Origin of the sequence: Natronocella acetinitrilica, assembly GCF_024170285.1 — a bacterium.
GTDB classification, from domain to species: Bacteria; Pseudomonadota; Gammaproteobacteria; order Nitrococcales; family Aquisalimonadaceae; genus Natronocella; species Natronocella acetinitrilica.
This window is the reverse complement of sequence record NZ_JALJXV010000006.1, coordinates 25299-40311: the sequence shown is the minus strand read 5'-3', so window position 1 is coordinate 40311 and position 15013 is coordinate 25299. Positions and strand designations below refer to the sequence as shown.

14 protein-coding genes are annotated in these 15013 nt (G+C 63.6%); 8 read left to right on the top strand and 6 right to left on the bottom strand.

The features are described from left to right. Nucleotide 1 precedes the first annotated feature (1 nt). The 5 genes from J2T57_RS12625 to J2T57_RS12605 are packed head-to-tail and all read left to right on the top strand — an operon-like array spanning nucleotide 2 to nucleotide 4762. On the top strand, nucleotides 2-1852 hold the full coding sequence (locus tag J2T57_RS12625) for an aldehyde ferredoxin oxidoreductase family protein (RefSeq protein ID WP_253478829.1): 1851 nt from the start codon (nucleotides 2-4) through the stop codon (nucleotides 1850-1852). 29 nt (nucleotides 1853-1881) lie between these two features. Beyond that, nucleotides 1882-3159, top strand: a complete 1278-nt coding sequence (locus J2T57_RS12620) for an NAD(P)/FAD-dependent oxidoreductase (RefSeq protein ID WP_253478827.1) — start codon at nucleotides 1882-1884, stop codon at nucleotides 3157-3159. Nucleotides 3160-3212: 53 nt separating this feature from the next. Then, nucleotides 3213-3467: a MoaD/ThiS family protein gene (locus J2T57_RS12615; RefSeq protein WP_253478824.1), complete on the top strand. Its 255-nt coding sequence runs from the start codon at nucleotides 3213-3215 to the stop codon at nucleotides 3465-3467. Between the two features lie 3 nt (nucleotides 3468-3470). Next, a complete protein-coding gene (locus tag J2T57_RS12610; protein WP_253478822.1) occupies nucleotides 3471-3779 on the top strand; it encodes a hypothetical protein in 309 nt (102 codons plus the stop codon). Continuing rightward, a complete protein-coding gene (locus J2T57_RS12605; protein WP_253478820.1) occupies nucleotides 3779-4762 on the top strand; it encodes an NAD(P)/FAD-dependent oxidoreductase in 984 nt (327 codons plus the stop codon). The genes J2T57_RS12610 and J2T57_RS12605 overlap by 1 nt, the downstream gene beginning before the upstream one ends. Nucleotides 4763-4937: 175 nt before the next feature. Here the strand turns inward: J2T57_RS12605 and J2T57_RS12600 are convergent, their stop codons facing one another. The 3 genes from J2T57_RS12600 to J2T57_RS12590 are packed head-to-tail and all read right to left on the bottom strand — an operon-like array spanning nucleotide 4938 to nucleotide 7723. Further along, nucleotides 4938-5807, bottom strand: coding sequence for a DUF3299 domain-containing protein (locus J2T57_RS12600; RefSeq protein ID WP_253478818.1), 870 nt, complete (start codon nucleotides 5805-5807; stop codon nucleotides 4938-4940). A 54-nt stretch (nucleotides 5808-5861) separates the two neighbouring features. Further along, a complete protein-coding gene (locus tag J2T57_RS12595) occupies nucleotides 5862-7079 on the bottom strand; it encodes an ABC transporter permease (RefSeq protein WP_253478816.1) in 1218 nt (405 codons plus the stop codon). After that, the gene (locus tag J2T57_RS12590; protein WP_253478814.1) at nucleotides 7076-7723 is read right to left on the bottom strand and encodes an ABC transporter ATP-binding protein; all 648 of its coding nucleotides are present in this window, start codon (nucleotides 7721-7723) and stop codon (nucleotides 7076-7078) included. The genes J2T57_RS12595 and J2T57_RS12590 overlap by 4 nt, the downstream gene beginning before the upstream one ends. Nucleotides 7724-7817: 94 nt before the next feature. Between J2T57_RS12590 and J2T57_RS12585 the strand changes: the two genes are divergently transcribed. Then, a complete protein-coding gene (locus J2T57_RS12585) occupies nucleotides 7818-8810 on the top strand; it encodes a CobW family GTP-binding protein (protein ID WP_253478812.1) in 993 nt (330 codons plus the stop codon). A gap of 1 nt (nucleotide 8811) precedes the next feature. Here J2T57_RS12585 and J2T57_RS12580 read toward each other — a convergent pair whose 3' ends face one another. The 3 genes from J2T57_RS12580 to fadI all read right to left on the bottom strand — a co-directional run bounded on the left by J2T57_RS12580 (nucleotide 8812) and on the right by fadI (nucleotide 13748). Next, nucleotides 8812-10224 carry a multicopper oxidase family protein gene (locus J2T57_RS12580; RefSeq protein ID WP_253478810.1) on the bottom strand — a complete coding sequence of 471 codons (1413 nt, stop codon included), beginning with the start codon at nucleotides 10222-10224 and terminating at the stop codon, nucleotides 8812-8814. Between the two features lie 72 nt (nucleotides 10225-10296). Further along, on the bottom strand, nucleotides 10297-12444 hold the full coding sequence (gene fadJ, locus J2T57_RS12575) for a fatty acid oxidation complex subunit alpha FadJ (protein WP_253478808.1): 2148 nt from the start codon (nucleotides 12442-12444) through the stop codon (nucleotides 10297-10299). Next, on the bottom strand, nucleotides 12444-13748 hold the full coding sequence (fadI, locus tag J2T57_RS12570; RefSeq protein WP_253478806.1) for an acetyl-CoA C-acyltransferase FadI: 1305 nt from the start codon (nucleotides 13746-13748) through the stop codon (nucleotides 12444-12446). Before fadI ends, fadJ begins: the two co-directional genes overlap by 1 nt. Before the next feature lie 230 nt (nucleotides 13749-13978). Here fadI and trxA point away from each other — a divergent pair, with 230 nt between their 5' ends. Together trxA and J2T57_RS12560 are read left to right on the top strand one after the other, a co-directional pair. Further along, complete coding sequence (gene trxA / locus J2T57_RS12565) at nucleotides 13979-14305, top strand: thioredoxin TrxA (RefSeq protein WP_253478804.1); 327 nt, start codon at nucleotides 13979-13981, stop codon at nucleotides 14303-14305. A 219-nt stretch (nucleotides 14306-14524) separates the two neighbouring features. Beyond that, nucleotides 14525-14962 carry a PAS domain S-box protein gene (locus J2T57_RS12560; RefSeq protein ID WP_253478802.1) on the top strand — a complete coding sequence of 146 codons (438 nt, stop codon included), beginning with the start codon at nucleotides 14525-14527 and terminating at the stop codon, nucleotides 14960-14962. Nucleotides 14963-15013: the final 51 nt, after the last annotated feature.

Below are 15013 nucleotides of genomic sequence, written 5' to 3'. Positions count from 1 at the left end.
CATGGCTTGGACGGGAAAGGTTCTACGAGTCAATTTGAGCCGCGGCACCGCCGAGGCTGAACCGCTTAACAGGGAGTGGGCGCGGGATTACCTCGGCCAGCGCGGACTGGCGAGCAAGTATCTGTACGAGGAGATCGACCCGGCCATCGACGCACTCTCGCCGGACAACAAGCTGATCATGACCACGGGGCCGCTCACCGGCACCATGGCCTCCACGGGCGGGCGTTATTCGGTGGTCTGCAAGAGCCCGCTGACCGGCGCTATCGCCTGTTCCAACTCCGGCGGGTTCATCGGTGCCGAGATCAAGACCGCCGGCTGGGACATGATCATCTTCGAGGGCAAGGCCGACGCGCCAGTCTACCTCTGGCTGGAGAACGACAAGGCCGAACTGCGGTCCGCCAAGGAACTCTGGGGCAAGACCGTCTGGGAAGCCGACGAGATGCTCCACAAGATGCACCAGGATCCCCTGATCCGTATTGCCTGTGTCGGTCGTGCGGCCGAGGCGGGGAATCTCTACGCCGCCGTGGTGAATGATCTGCACCGGGCTGCGGGGCGCTCCGGTGTCGGCACCGTCATGGCCTCCAAGAATCTCAAGGCGGTGGTGGTCCGTGGCACCAAGGGTGTCGGCAACATCAAGGACCCGATGCGCTTCATGCAGGCCACGGAGGAGGGCAAGAAGGTTCTGCAGGAGAGCGCCGTCACCGGCCAGGGCCTGCCCACCTACGGCACCCAGGTGTTGATGAACGTGATCAACGAGATGGGTGCAATGCCGACGCGGAACATGCGCGAGGTGCAGTTCGAGGGCGCCCACAAGATCTCCGGCGAGGCCATGCACGAGCCGCGGAAGGGAGACGGCAAGCCCAACCTCACCACCAATGCGGCGTGTTTTGCCTGCACCATTGCCTGCGGCCGCATCTCCACGGTCTACAAGGGCCACTTCACGGTGGAGAACAAGCCCCAGTACTGGGGCAATTCCGGGGGGCTGGAATATGAAGCCGCCTGGGCGCTGGGTTCGGATACCGGCGTCGACGATCTCGACACGCTCACCTATGTGAACTTCCTTTGTAACGAGGACGGTATCGATCCCATCTCCTTCGGAGCCACCGTGGCTGCCGCCATGGAGCTCTATGAGATGGGTGTGATCACCAAGGAAGAGACCGGCGGTATCGAGTTGAACTTCGGATCCGCCAAGGCACTTGCCGCCGTCACCGAGCTGACCGCCCGCGGCGAAGGTTTTGGCAAGGTGCTGGGGCTGGGCTCCAAGCGGTTGTGCGAGAAGTACGGCCACCCGGACCTGTCCATGACCGTCAAGGGTCAGGAGTTTCCCGCCTACGATCCCCGGGGTATCCAGGGCATGGGCCTTGCCTACGCCACCTCCAACCGCGGCGCCTGCCACCTGCGGGGCTACACGGTGGCCTCCGAGGTGCTGGGTATCCCGGAGAAGACCGACCCGTTGGTGAGTGATGGCAAGCCGGAGCTGGTCAAGGCCTTTCAGGACGCCACCGCTGCGGTGGATTCCAGCGGCCTTTGCGTGTTCACCACGTTTGCCTGGACGCTGGACAATATCTCGCCACAGATCGACGCGGCCTGCGATGGTGACTGGTCGACCGAGAAGCTGCTGGAGGTCGGTGAGCGTATCTGGAACCTGGAGCGAGACTTCAATCTGAAGGCCGGGCTCACCGGCAAGGATGACACCCTGCCGAAGCGCCTGCGCAAGGATGCCGCCAACGTGGGGCCGGCGAAGGGCATGGTCAACGAACTCGACAAGATGCTGCCCAAGTATTACGAGATTCGTGGCTGGACACCCACCGGCGAATTGACGTCCGAGACCCGTCAGCGCTTCGGGATCTGATCCCGAAGCGCCCTCATGGAGGCACAAGCATGCGACATGTGATCGTAGGAGCGGGGCCGGCGGGTGTGGTTGCTGCCGAGTCCTTGCGCAAGATCGACGCCGATTCGGATATCGTCCTGTTGAGTGGTGAACCCGAGCCGCCGTATTCACGGATGGCCATCCCCTATCTGCTGATCGATCAGATCGACGAGAAGGGCACGCATCTGCGAAAGGATGCGGGCTATTTCGAGAGCAAGGGAATCGATGTCCGCCATGGGTGGGTTGATTCTCTTGATGCGGACAAGCATCAGCTCAAGCTCCAGGGTGGTGACACACTGGACTACGACAAGCTGCTGCTGGCGACGGGGTCGCACCCGGTGATCCCGCCGATCCCGGGTGTCGACCGGGAGAATGTCCACACCTGCTGGACGCTCGCAGACGCAAGACAAATCCTCAGCAAAGCGGGTGCAGGTTCCCACGTTGTCCTGATCGGTGCCGGCTTTATCGGCTGCATCATTCTGGAGTCTCTGGCCCTGCGCAAGACCCACCTGACGGTGGTCGAGCAGCAGGACCGGATGGTTCCCCGGATGATGAACGACAAGGCCGGTGGGCTGATCAAGCGCTGGTGTGAAGACAAGGGGGTCGCCGTTCACACCGACACCAAGGTGGAAGGGGTCGACCAGGGCACCGGCGGCCATCCGCTCGCAGTGAAGCTGGATCATGGCGAGTCCATTCCAGCCGACCTGGTGATCGTCTGTGTTGGCGTGGCCAGCAACACCGGTTTCCTGGATGGATCAGGCATCAGGCTTGATCAGGGTATCCTGGTGGATCGTCACCTGCAAAGCAGCCTGCCGGATGTCTACGCCGCGGGCGATGTGGCCCAGGGCCTGGACTTTTCCACCGGCAATTATGCCGTGCATGCGGTGCAGCCCACGGCTGCGGACCATGGCCGCGTGGTGGCAAGCAACATGGCCGGCCGCCCGCAGCTGCACCAGGGCAGCGTCAACATGAACGTCCTTGACACCCTGGGCCTGATTTCGTCGTCGTTCGGCCTGTGGATGGGCACGGATGGCGGGGATTCCGCCGAGCTTTACTCGCCGGAGCGGTTCCGCTATCTAAATCTGCAGTTCGAGGACGATCGTCTCGTTGGTGCCAGTGCGCTCGGTCTCACCGAGCATGTCGGTGTGATTCGCGGGCTGATCCAGAGTAGGGTGCGTTTGCGTGGCTGGAAGGACAAGCTCAAGGATGACCCCACCCGGCTGATGGAGGCCTATCTGGCCAACACGCAAGCCATTGGCCATAACGCGCAGGTGCTCAAGCCGGCGTGACCTTTCGGGGCGGCCTTCCGGGCCGCCCCCGACTCATCGGTTGGATTTCAAACATGCGGATACGCGTCAAATTGTTCGCCTCCCTGAGTGACCTGCTTCCTCGGGGCGTGCTCCCGCACGAAGGTTTCGAACTGGATATCGATGATGACACCACCCCTGCGCAGTTGATCGAGCGTTTGCGTGTGCCGCCCAAGCTCGCCCACCTGGTGCTGCGCAACGGCGAGTACATCAAGCCCGAGCAACGGGATCAGCCCGTATTCAAGGACGGTGACGTCTTTGCTGTGTGGCCACCGATTGCGGGCGGTTGAGCGATGACTGCCAGTGATCGGGCAGATGCCCACGTGGTGAGCAAGGATATGGGCGTTACCCATGCGGAATGCCGTCGGACGCTTGCTGCCGTGGTCCCTGACGTGGAATTGAACTGGCGTGGCGACACGGCCACGGCAACATGGCCTGATCGACGACTGGAGATCCGGCTCGGTCCCGAGCAGACCCGCCGGATTGCCAGTCTGTCCCTGCCCAGAACCGAGGTCAGCCTGGTGTTCACCGGGTTTACGGCGGACCAGCGCCAGGCGCTGCTTCGCAACTTCGATCTGCGCTTTCAACGTGGTGGTGGCTGATGAAAATCGCGGTAGTCGGGGCTGGTCTCGCCGGCCTGAGCTGCGCGCGTGGCCTGGTTGCGGCGGGGCACGAGGTGACGCTGTTCGAGAAATCCCGCGGGCCTGGCGGGCGGCTGTCCACCCGCCGGGGCAAAGGGTGGCAGGGCGATATGGGCGCACAGTATTTCACCGCCCGCGATGCCCGTTTTGCCGACGCGGTTGCCGGTTGGCGGCAGGTCGGTGTTGTGGCGCCCTGGCAGGCACGTCTGGTGAAACTCTCACCGACGCGGATCGAAACACTGGTTGATGACCAGACCCGCTGGGTGGGCGTGCCGCGAATGAGCGCCTTGACCCGACACCTGAGTGACGGTCTGACGCTGCGCAGCGGTATCAGAATCGAGGCCGTGAACGTGACAGAGCAGGGTCTCGAATTGCAGGCGGAGAGTGGCAGCGTGTTTGCCGGTTTCGAGCGTGTGGCTGTTGCCGTTCCCGCTCCCCAGGCGGTGCCTCTGCTGCAGGCGGCACATCTGCTCGCGGAGTCCGCCCGGTCGACACCGATGCACGGGTGCTGGGCCATGCTGATTCGATTGCGAGACGCGCCGGAACTCGAATTTGATGGTGCCTTTGTCCAGGACAGCCCACTGCGCTGGATTGCGCGTGACAGCAGCAAGCCGGGCCGTGAGGGCCGTGATCTCTGGCAATGCCATGCCGAGGCGCAATGGACGGCCGCGAATATCGAGCGGGAACCGGACCCCGTAGCTGACGACCTCCAGGCCGCCTTCAGGGCATTAACTCACCTGCCCGAAGAGACGGCAATCGAAATGCTCCGTACCCATCGCTGGCGCTACAGCCAGTCTGCCGAGCCTCTGCGGCAGGGCTACCTGTATGACCCGGCAACCGGCATAGGTGCCTGCGGCGACTGGTGTCACGGCGATCGGGTGGAGGGTGCCTGGTTGAGTGGGGCCAGACTGGCCGATCGAATCCTCGAATCGGGAAGTGCTTGATTCGGGCGCTGCTTTTTCCTGCTTGTGGGAATCGCCTGACAAGCATGTGTACATTTCCTGTACAGCGCTTGGTCGCTGCCGTGAAATCCGCTCCAGCAAATGGTTTGCGAGCGAAACCGCGGTTGACTGCCTGTGGATAACTCGGTGGAAAAGTATCCCGCAGGCAGGCTGTGGCCTATTCTTTCTTGCCGTTGGATAGCCGGTAGAAGAGCCCCAGTTCGCTATCCTCCAGCAGCTCCATACGGCCGGCGATCACCATGGGGTCGAAGCTGAATTCCACGGGGCGTTCGGTGCGGACTTCCACGACGTTCTCCGGCCCGCCCGGCAGACAGTAGAAGCAGCTCGGTGGTGTGCGGCTCAACAGAAAATGCTGCTGCCGGTCGCTGTTATCCAGCGGCAGCATGAAACCCTGTATACGCACGTCCTTGCCGTGCAATTCCCGGACATCACTGGTGAAGATTGGCTCCAGCAGCCCGTGGCGCCCTTCACGAGTGCCGATATCCGTCATGGTCTGCCACGGGACCACGCCTTCCACCTCGGGCAGATCCACGGCCCGCTCGGCCAGGTGTTCCATGGGATGGCCATAGGCGTCATCCGTGATGTAAAGGCTCACCTGCTTGCTGATTCCGCCACCGGTGAAGGTCAATACATCCTCACCGGGCAGGCGAGGGCGTATACGAATATCGACCCAGCCGTCTTTATCGGTGGGCAAGGATTCGTCGCTGAGCTCGTTGCCTACCAGTGAACTGATCTTGAGCTCGGCGTCGGGCAGTGGTTCGCCGTCGGCAGCCTCGAGCCGCATGCGCAGATCGACGAATTCGTCCGACGCAGCGGTGATGCCGACGACCTCGCCAAACTCCTGGAATTCCGCCATGTAGACACGGATCGTGGGAGCGGCCTGGCGGTCGCTTCCCGAGCGGACCTCGCCGCTGCCCGATGCGCTATCAGTATTCTGGGACGACCAGCAGCCGCCGAGCATGACGGTGCTGAGTGCCAGGATCCAGGCCAGTCTTTTCGGCGACAAGCGGTTCATCAGTGTCTGCATCTCTTGCTCGGTTGCTCAGACAGCGTCGTCGGCTGCTTCGTTCGTGTCGGCAAACTATCGCGCTCCCCGCTGCAGGACATCCGCCACATCAGTCCGGTAGACACGCCATGCCGGTAGCAGCGCCGCGCCCAGGGCCAGTAACCAGGCCGCTGCCATGAGCAGTAACTCCTGAGGCAGGAACAGTCGACCGGTAATGCGAAATGCTTCCGCCTGGGAGACCAGCCCGGCAAGCAGCTCTGCTCCGACGTGGGCCAGGAGTAGACCGAGCAGGGCGCCGATGGTCGCCAGGCCGAGGGCCTCCGCCAGTACTTGGGCCACGGCCCGCTTCCGCGTGGCACCCAGCACGCGCATCATGGCCAGGTCGTACTGGCGCTCGCGCATGGCATTGTATAGCACGGCGAACACGCCCAGCGCGGCGAGCCCGATCAGCAGCCAGCCAACCATTTGCAAGGTGCGCGTGCCCACGCCTACCAGTTGCATCAGGCGCGCCGTCTCGTAGGCCGGAGAGGCGGCCTGCAATGCATCCCGGGAATTGATCAGCCTTGGCAGCATTGCGGCGGCAAGCGGTGAGCGATATTGCACCAGCAGGGCGGTCAGGTAACGCTCGGCTGGCGTGTCTGTGCCCGTCCGGCTCCAGTGACCGTCAGCATCGTGGACCTCCCAGACGCTCTCCACGCTGACCAGGATCAGCCGGTCCAGGACCGAACCCGTGGGCTCGAGTATGCCGCTGACGCGATAGGTGTGATCGGCGTGGACGAACCCCGCGCCCGCCTGCTGGGACGTGATGCCGTGGACTCCATGAAAGCCGTCGCCGATGCCAAGCCCGGTCTGCCGAGCCGCCTCGGCACCGAGGACGGCACCGTGGTTGTCGGGCCAGATGTCGCCCGCTGCAAACTGGGCATCGTAGTGATCGAGATAACGGGAATTCGTGCCGACAATGCGCAGCCCCTGGTAACTGTCGCCCAGCGCCAGGGGAATCACGCCTGCAACAAGGGGGTGCTCTTCCACCCAGCGTGCGTCAGTCATGGAGATGTTTCCGGTGGGGACATCGACGTGGAAGATGCTTGAGAGAATGATCTGCAGCGGACTTCCCTTGGCTCCCACCACCAGATCAATATTCTCGGCATCCCGCTGCAGCCGCTGATCGAGCTGGTGACCGAGCAGCATGATCAGCGCCACGGTTGCGACGCCGAACGCCAGTAGCAGCAGATTCAAAGTGGTTGACAGGGCATTGCGTCGGAAGTGGCCGCCTGCGAGCGTCACCAGGTTCATGGGGTCAACTCCTGGACCGAAGGCAGCGCCTCGCGGACACGCTGATCATGGGTGGCGACCAGCAGCGTTGCCGCGCAGAGACGGGTCTCTTCCTTCAAGAGATCGAGCAGCCGCAGACAGGCACGGTCATCCAGTGCCGAGGTGGGCTCATCGGCAAGGAGCAGCGCCGGCCGGTTCATCAGTGCGCGGGCAATGGCGACGCGCTGTGCCTGACCCTGGCTCAGGGCGTCGGGGTGGCGATTGGTTAGATGGTCCAGTTCCAGGCGGCGCAACAAATCCAGCGCCCGCTCCCGGTTCGGCTCCAGGCCGGCCATGGCGGGCGCCAGCAGCAGGTTGTTCAACACAGACAGGGTTGGCAATAGATACAGGGTCTGGAATACGATGCCGATGCTGCGGCCGCGCAGGCGATCACGGTCCTGTTCCGAGAGCTGGTCGAGACGCTGTGCGCCAATCTGAACACTGCCGCTGCTCGGCTTGCGCAAGCCGGCAAGCAGCTGCAGCAGCGTGGTCTTGCCGCAGCCGGAAGGCCCGATCAGCGCCCATTGACTGCCCCCGTCCAGTGTCCAGTCGGGGAACTGCAGGGTCGTGCCGTCGGCATGGCGAAAGCCGAGGCCGGATACATGGACGTGAACGGGATGGCTCATGGGCGATTGGTTTCGGTGCCTGTGTGGGTGGCGACGGACGCCGATGCAGCTGCCGCCATTGTCACGGATGAAACCCGACGAGGAAAGGGCAGACATGCCGACAGCAACCAGTTTGATCACCGGATTTCTCGGCGCTGGCAAGACCACCGCCATCGCGCACCTGCTCAGCCAGCGCCCGGCGGACGAGCAGTGGGCCGTGCTGGTCAATGAGTTCGGTCAGGTGTCCATTGATGGCGCAGTCCTCGGTGGTGATGAAGACGTTGCAGTGCGGGAGCTGCCGGGCGGCTGCCTGTGCTGCACGCTGGGCGCGCCCTTGCGCGTGACCCTCACCCGACTGCTGCGGGACATCAAACCGCACCGCCTGCTGATTGAGCCAACCGGCCTTGGTCATCCGGCGCGGGTGCTCGATACCTTGCGGGCGCCAGGCCTGGCGGAATCGCTGACCCTGGGCGCCACGGTGTGCCTGGTGGATCCCCGTCGGCTGGGGGATCCCCGCGTCCGATCTCATCCGGTGTTCGTGGACCAGGCACAGATGGCTGACGTACTGGTTGCAAGCAAGTGCGATCTGGCGGATCCACAGGCGCTTGAGGCATTCCGGGCATGGGCTGCCGGTCACTATCCGCCGAAGCAACTGGTCACAGAAATCACCCATGGCCGACTCGATGTCGCCCTGCTTGATCGGCAACCTGGCCCGCCGCGATTCGCCCTGTTTCCCGACGCCCACGCTGCCGCCGACGAGTCGTCTGCCGAGGCGCTGCCATTCCTTGCTCTCCCCGGCCGCCCCGTGCGTCGGGACAACCAGGGCCTGGGGCGGCAGTCCTGTGGCTGGGTCTTCCATCCGCAGGACTGCTTCGATCGGGTACGACTGACCGAGTTGCTGGGGACACTGCCATCGGTGGAACGCCTGAAGGGCGTGTTCCATTGCGGCCGGGACTGGTTGCTCATGGACCGGGCCGGTGACGAATTGCGCGTGGAGCCGGTGGGCTGGCGTAGTGATAGCCGGCTGGAGGTCATCATCCGGGAAGACAATGGGATTGCCTGGGACGGTCTCCAGCGGCGCCTGCTGGCGTGCCTGTCCACCCCCTGAATCAGGCCTCGACTCGCACCACCCCCATCATGCCCGCTTCCTGATGCTCCAGCACGTGGCAGTGGAACATCCAGTCACCCGGGTTATCCGCCACAAAGGCGATGCGCACGCGCTCCAGCGGATTCATCAGCACCGTATCCCGCCACTCAACGGGTGTTGCCGCTTCACCGTCGCGGCCAAGCACCTGGAAGACATGGCCATGAAGATGGATCGGGTGATGCCAGCTGGTGCGGTTTTCCATGTCCAGCACCACGGTCTGGCCGAGGCGGGCAGTGAGTAGTGGTGGCATATGGTGATGGTGCGCCACCACTTCATTGAGCGCCCAGAATTTCCCCCGCCGCGCCAGTTCGCGAAGGTCGAGATACTCGCCGTCCAGTTCCGCACCATGCATGCCTCCACGGGCACCGCCGGTAAACACCAGTTCATGCCGAATGGCGTCGTCGAGCACGGGAACAGAGAGCGGGTTTGCCGGCAGGGCGCGACTCCAGTCGGGGGCCTGATCGCGCACCGGCGTACCCACTGCCGTGAATTCGGTCAGCGTGTAGGCCCGGGAGCGATAGAAATCGTCCACCACTGCGGCCTGTTGATCGGGGGACAGATTCACATCAATGAGCAGGTCGGCACGCATGCCCGGGCCGAGGGTCACGCGACCCGCCGGTGGGCGATGCGGTTCCACGGGATGGCCGTCGGTGGCGATTACGTGGACATCGAGATCGCCGAAGTTCAGGCCAAAGACCCGGGCATTGGCGGTATTCACGAGCCGCAGGCGCAGGCGTTCTCCCGGTAGCACGGGGGTTGGCTCGGCCAGGCCGCCGTTGACGGTAACCGTGTTGCCAATGCGGCCTGCATGACTGCGATCATGCAGGTTGCCGAAGTCCTCGCGGACGCTGGCGTCCGACTCCAGCCGCCAGTCATCCAGCACCCAGAGTAGTTCCCGGTCGATGCGGATGGGCTCACGCTCTTCAACGATGAGCGCACCCGTCAGGCCGCGGCCGAGCTGTTCGCTGCTCGAGGCATGGGGGTGGTACCAGTAGGTGCCGGCGTCTTCCAGCGGAAAGCGATACTCGAAGCTCGCTCCGGGCGCGATGGCGGCCTGGGTGAGGTGTGGCACCCCATCCATGCCGTGGGGCAGCCGGATGCCATGCCAGTGAACCGTGGTGGGTTCCGGCAATCCGTTGTCCACACGGGCAACCAGCGTTTCTCCCTGCACCGCCCGGATTACCGGACCAGGCACGCGCCCGTTATAGGCCCAGACATCGGTATCCCCCCAGCGGCGGCCCACCACATTCACCGTGGTGGGAGCCGGTCTGAGGTTGTAGCTGCGGATATTGTCGGCGGCAGCAGCACCGGGCCACGCTGTGCCAGTGGCGGCGAGTGCCAGCAAGGGACTTTGCAGGAACTGTCGGCGTTTCATGTCAGCAGGAGGCTCTCGATCATATGGTTGCGAAGCAATCATGCCACGAATTCATCCGCTGACCGATTCTCCCTAGCGTGCCCAGTCGTCGTGGAATTTTTCGTTGTTCTCAGCCATGCGTGTGAGGATCCCTGCCGGCGCATAGCGTTCGCCATGGGCCTGACGCAAGGCTTCCAGCCGCGTGACGATATGGCCTGCGCCATGGCTGTCCATGTAGCGGAACGGGCCACCACGGAACGGCGGGAAGCCGATGCCGAAGACCGCACCGATATCGCCGTCGCGCAGGGAGCGGATGACGCCTTCCTCGTAGCAGCGGGCCGCCTCGTTGACCATCATGAGCACGGTGCGTTCGACGATGACATCTGCAGCCATGGCATTGCTTGGCTCGATGTCCAGCAACTTGTACACGCGTTGGTCCACCGGCCGGCGGCCCTTGCGGCTCCTGGTGCCGTACAGATAGAAGCCCTTGCCTGCTTTCTTGCCGCGGCGGCCATCCTGCAGCAGGCGCTCCGCCGTGGCCGCAGGCTTCATGCGATCACCGAAGGCCTCGTGCAGAATCGGGCCCACCTTGGCGCTGACATCCAGGCCGACTTCGTCGAGCAAGGCGAACGGCCCGACGGGGAAACCAAACGCGAGCAGCGCCTCGTCGACCCGATCCACCGCAACCCCCTCGCTCAGCAGGTGGCTCGCCTCGTTGATATACGGGGCGAGTATGCGATTCACATAAAAGCCGGCGCCGTCGCGAACCACGATCACCGTCTTCCCCTGGCGCCGACCGAGTTCGACCGTGGCGGCGATGACCTCGGGCGCGGTGTGTTCCGTCGCGATGACCTCGAGCAACGGCATCTTCTCCACCGGGGAGAAGTAATGCATGCCGATCACGTTCTCCGGTCGCTCGGCGGCCGCGGCTATGCTGGCTATGGGGATGGACGAGGTGTTGGTTGCGAAGATCGTACCCGGACCGCAATGGGATTCAACATCCCGGACCATGCCGTGCTTGAGATCCAGGTCCTCGAAAACCGCCTCGATCACCATGTCCACCCGGGAGAAACCCGAGTAGTCCGTGGTCGGGGTGACCCGTCGCAGCTGCAGTTCGGCCTCGAAGGGCGTGATGGAGCGGCGCTTGAGCCGTTCGTTGATCAACCCGTGCAACGTCTTCATGCCCCGGTTCAGGCCATCTGCACCAATGTCCTTCAGGCGGACGGGCAGATTGGCCCGTGTGGCGGTCACGAAGCTGATGCCCGCGCCCATCAGCCCCGCACCAAGCACCGCCGTTCGCCGTACCGGGCGCGCCTCCACCTCGACATCGGTGCCGGCATCCTTCTTCATCGCCACCGTTGCGAAGTAGATGCCCATCAGCTGCCGCGCCTCCGCAGTCATTGCCAACTCGCCAAAGCGCGTCGCCTCGAGTACCAGTCCACGATCCTTGCCACGTTGCAGGCCATGCTCGACACACTCGAGAATTCTCGGCGGAGCGGGGTAGACGCCGCGGGTGCGGTTGGCAACGGTCTGAGCCGCCTTCTTGAAGATGAGCCGCTTGCCCAGCGGATTGGTCTCCAGCAGGCGTTCCATCCAGGTTCGCCGGCGCCGCTTGCGTCGCCCTTGTGCCAGTTCCAGCGCGAGCTTTGCTGCTGCCTGCTCCAGGATGGTGGCCGGCACCACGTCGTCCACCAGTCCGATCCGCCGGGCGCGGCCTGCGCCTACCTGCTTGCCCGTGAGCATCATGTCCAGGGCATTGGCGATGCCGACAAGGCGCGGCAGGCGCTGGGTGCCGCCGCTGCCGGGAAGCAGTCCGAGCTGGACTTCAGGCAAGCCAAGGGCGGTTTTCGGGTTGTCGGTGGCGACGCGTCCACGGCAGGACAGTGCCAACTCCAGCCCGCCGCCCAGGCAGAGCCCGTCGATGGCTGCCACCACGGGCACGGGAAAGCGCTCGATCCGGTCAAACAACGCCTGGCCGCCTCGCGCCAGCTCCGTGGCTTCGTCCGCCGTGGAGCAGGCAGCCAGCATGCGGACATCGGCGCCCGCGATGAAAGAGCCGGCCTTGCCGCTGGCAAAGATCACGCCCTTTACCGTTTTGTCGCGCTCCAGCTCATCGAAGACAGTCGCGGCCTCCTGCATGAGTTCCGCCTTGAGGACGTTCATGCTCTCGCCGGGGGTGTCGATGGTCACCACGGCGATGCCATCATCCCGCCGGCTGAGTGTCAGTGCAGCGTCAGTCATCAGGCCACCTCCAGCGTCATGGCGGCACCCAGCCCGCCGGCGGCGCATGCAGTTGCCAGGCCGACGCCGCCGCCCCGACGACGCAGTTCGTGCAGTGTCTGGGTGATCATGCGTGCGCCGGTTGCTGCGAAGGGATGACCATAGGCCAGGGAACCGCCAAGCACATTGAATCGCTCCGGGTCGACCTCACCGATGGCTTCGTCCCGTCCCAGGACGTCGCGCGCAAAGCGCCGGGATGGCCAGTTCTTGATGTTGGCCAGGGTTTGAGCGGCAAAGGCCTCGTGCATGTCCACCAAAGTGAGGTCCTGCAGGCGCAAGCCGGCGCGATCCAGTGCTACGGGCGTGGCATGGCTCGGGCCCATCAGGCCATCATTGAATGGGTCGATCGCGGTGAAGGCCCAGCTGCGTATGTATCCGAGGGGTTCGAATCCGAGTTCCCGGGCGCGGGTCTCGCGCATTAGCAGAATCGCGGCGGCGCCGTCAGTCAGGGGTGTGGAATTGGCAGCGGTCACTGTGCCATGGCGGCGATCAAACGCCGGGCGCAGCGCGGCGAGCTTCTCCAGGGTGGAGTCGCCACGAACGTTGTTGTCACGCTCCAGCGGTTTGTCGTAGGGGGGCACGATGGCCGTCATGACCTCGGCCGAGAGTCTGCCGTCTTCCCAGGCGCGATTGGCCAGCTCATGGGAGCGCAGGGCAAGCTGGTCCTGCTCGTCCCGCGAGATTCCATGGTTTTTTGCCATCTGTTCGGCGATATCGCCCATGCCCAGTTGCGTTGAATAGTCGCGGACGGCCGGCGCCGTGGGCAGCAGATCACGGGGGCGAACCGTACGGAGCAGGGCAAGTCGCTCGCCCAGGGAGCGCGCCTTGCTCAATCGGATGAGCGCGCGGCTGAACGTCTTGCCCACCTGAATGGGCAGTACCGACGCCGAGTCGGCGCCGCCAGCAAGGCCAATGTCGATATCGCCGGCGAGGATGGCGCCGGCAATATCCGCCGTGGACTGAAAGCTGGTGGCGCAAGCCCGGCTCACGCTGTAGGCGTCGGTAGTCGCTGCCATGCCAGCGCCAAGAACCACCTCACGGGCGATATTCGGTGCTTCCGGCAGGATGCCCACCTGGCCGAATACCACTCGCTGGATGAGTGCCGGGTCCAGTTCGGTTCTCGCAAGTAGCTCGCTCACCACCAGGATGCCGAGTTGAATCGCGTTGAGATCGCGATAGGCGGTGAGTTGCCGGGCGAACGGCGTTCGCAGCCCGGCGATGATCGCGACCCGCTCGGCGCTGTTGCTGCGGTTGACTGTCGCCACGGTAAATCCCCTTGTGTCCCGGCGCGAATGGCTGACGGTTTTCCTCGCCGTCCTGTGGCTGGTTCAAGTCGGCAATTCACCAGTACGGTAGCGTATTGTCAACTTCAGGGCCTTGTTCATCGGTGTTTGATAGACGAAAAGCATCATTAGCATTCAAAAGAAACAATTCAGTAATAACGTCCCGGTTCGTACAATACCGGCGGTTAAAAACAGCGGAGCAGTCACGAACTATGGCAGAAGCAATCGTACACACCACCGAAGAGCGCTTTGATGAAGACGTCCTGCAGGCGGAGACCCCTGTGCTCGTAGACTTCTGGGCTGAGTGGTGCGGACCTTGCCGGACTCTGGCTCCGCTGCTGGACGACGTGGCGCAGACCTATGGCGAGCGGATCCGCGTGGTCAAGGTGAACATCGATGAAAATCAGGCGATTGCGCCGCGATTCGGCATCCGGGGAATCCCTACGCTGATGGTTTTCAAGGATGGCGCGGCGCAGGCGACCCGGGTGGGTGCGCTCTCCCGGCCGGAACTCGCCGCCTTCGTCGATTCGAATTTATAGGTGATCTGTAAGGCATAGCTGATTCGGCCGGCGATAGCCGGCCTTTTTTGTTTTCGGATGTGAGTTGCCATGTCCCTATCGGTCAGGCCTTTCGCTGTTGTATGCTCCGGGTCCGGGGCGTTGCACAGCATGGGCTGAACTCTGCCCCATCTTTGCAGTCAACGAAACGGTGCTGGACGTCTGTCCGTCCGCTTGCATCCAGCAAGGCGACCTGAGTTTATGAAAGATCTGGAAACGATTCCGCACGAACTGTTGCGTCTGCTCGTAGACGCCTCCAATGACGGTATCGTGATCGCCGAACAGGAAGGCGATGACAACGTCCTGATCTACGTGAACCCGGCCTTCGAGCGCCTTACCGGTTATACAGCCGAAGAGATCCTCTACCAGGACTGTCGATTCCTGCAGGCGGGCGACCGCGACCAGAAAGGGCTGGATGAGATACGGCGCGCCATCGGTCGTGGTGAAGCAACCAGGCAGGTGCTGCGCAACTATCGCAAGGATGGCTCGTTGTTCTGGAACGAACTCAGTATCACGCCGGTGTACAGCGAGCAGGACGAGTTGACCTACTACATCGGGATCCAGAAGGACGTCACTGCGCAGAAGGAACTGGAAGACCGGTTGCGTGCCCTGGAAGGCCCCGCGGCGGACGACGCCTGATGGTCCTTAGAGGACGCAGGCTCCAGCTTTAGAGTGACAGCGTAACCCCAC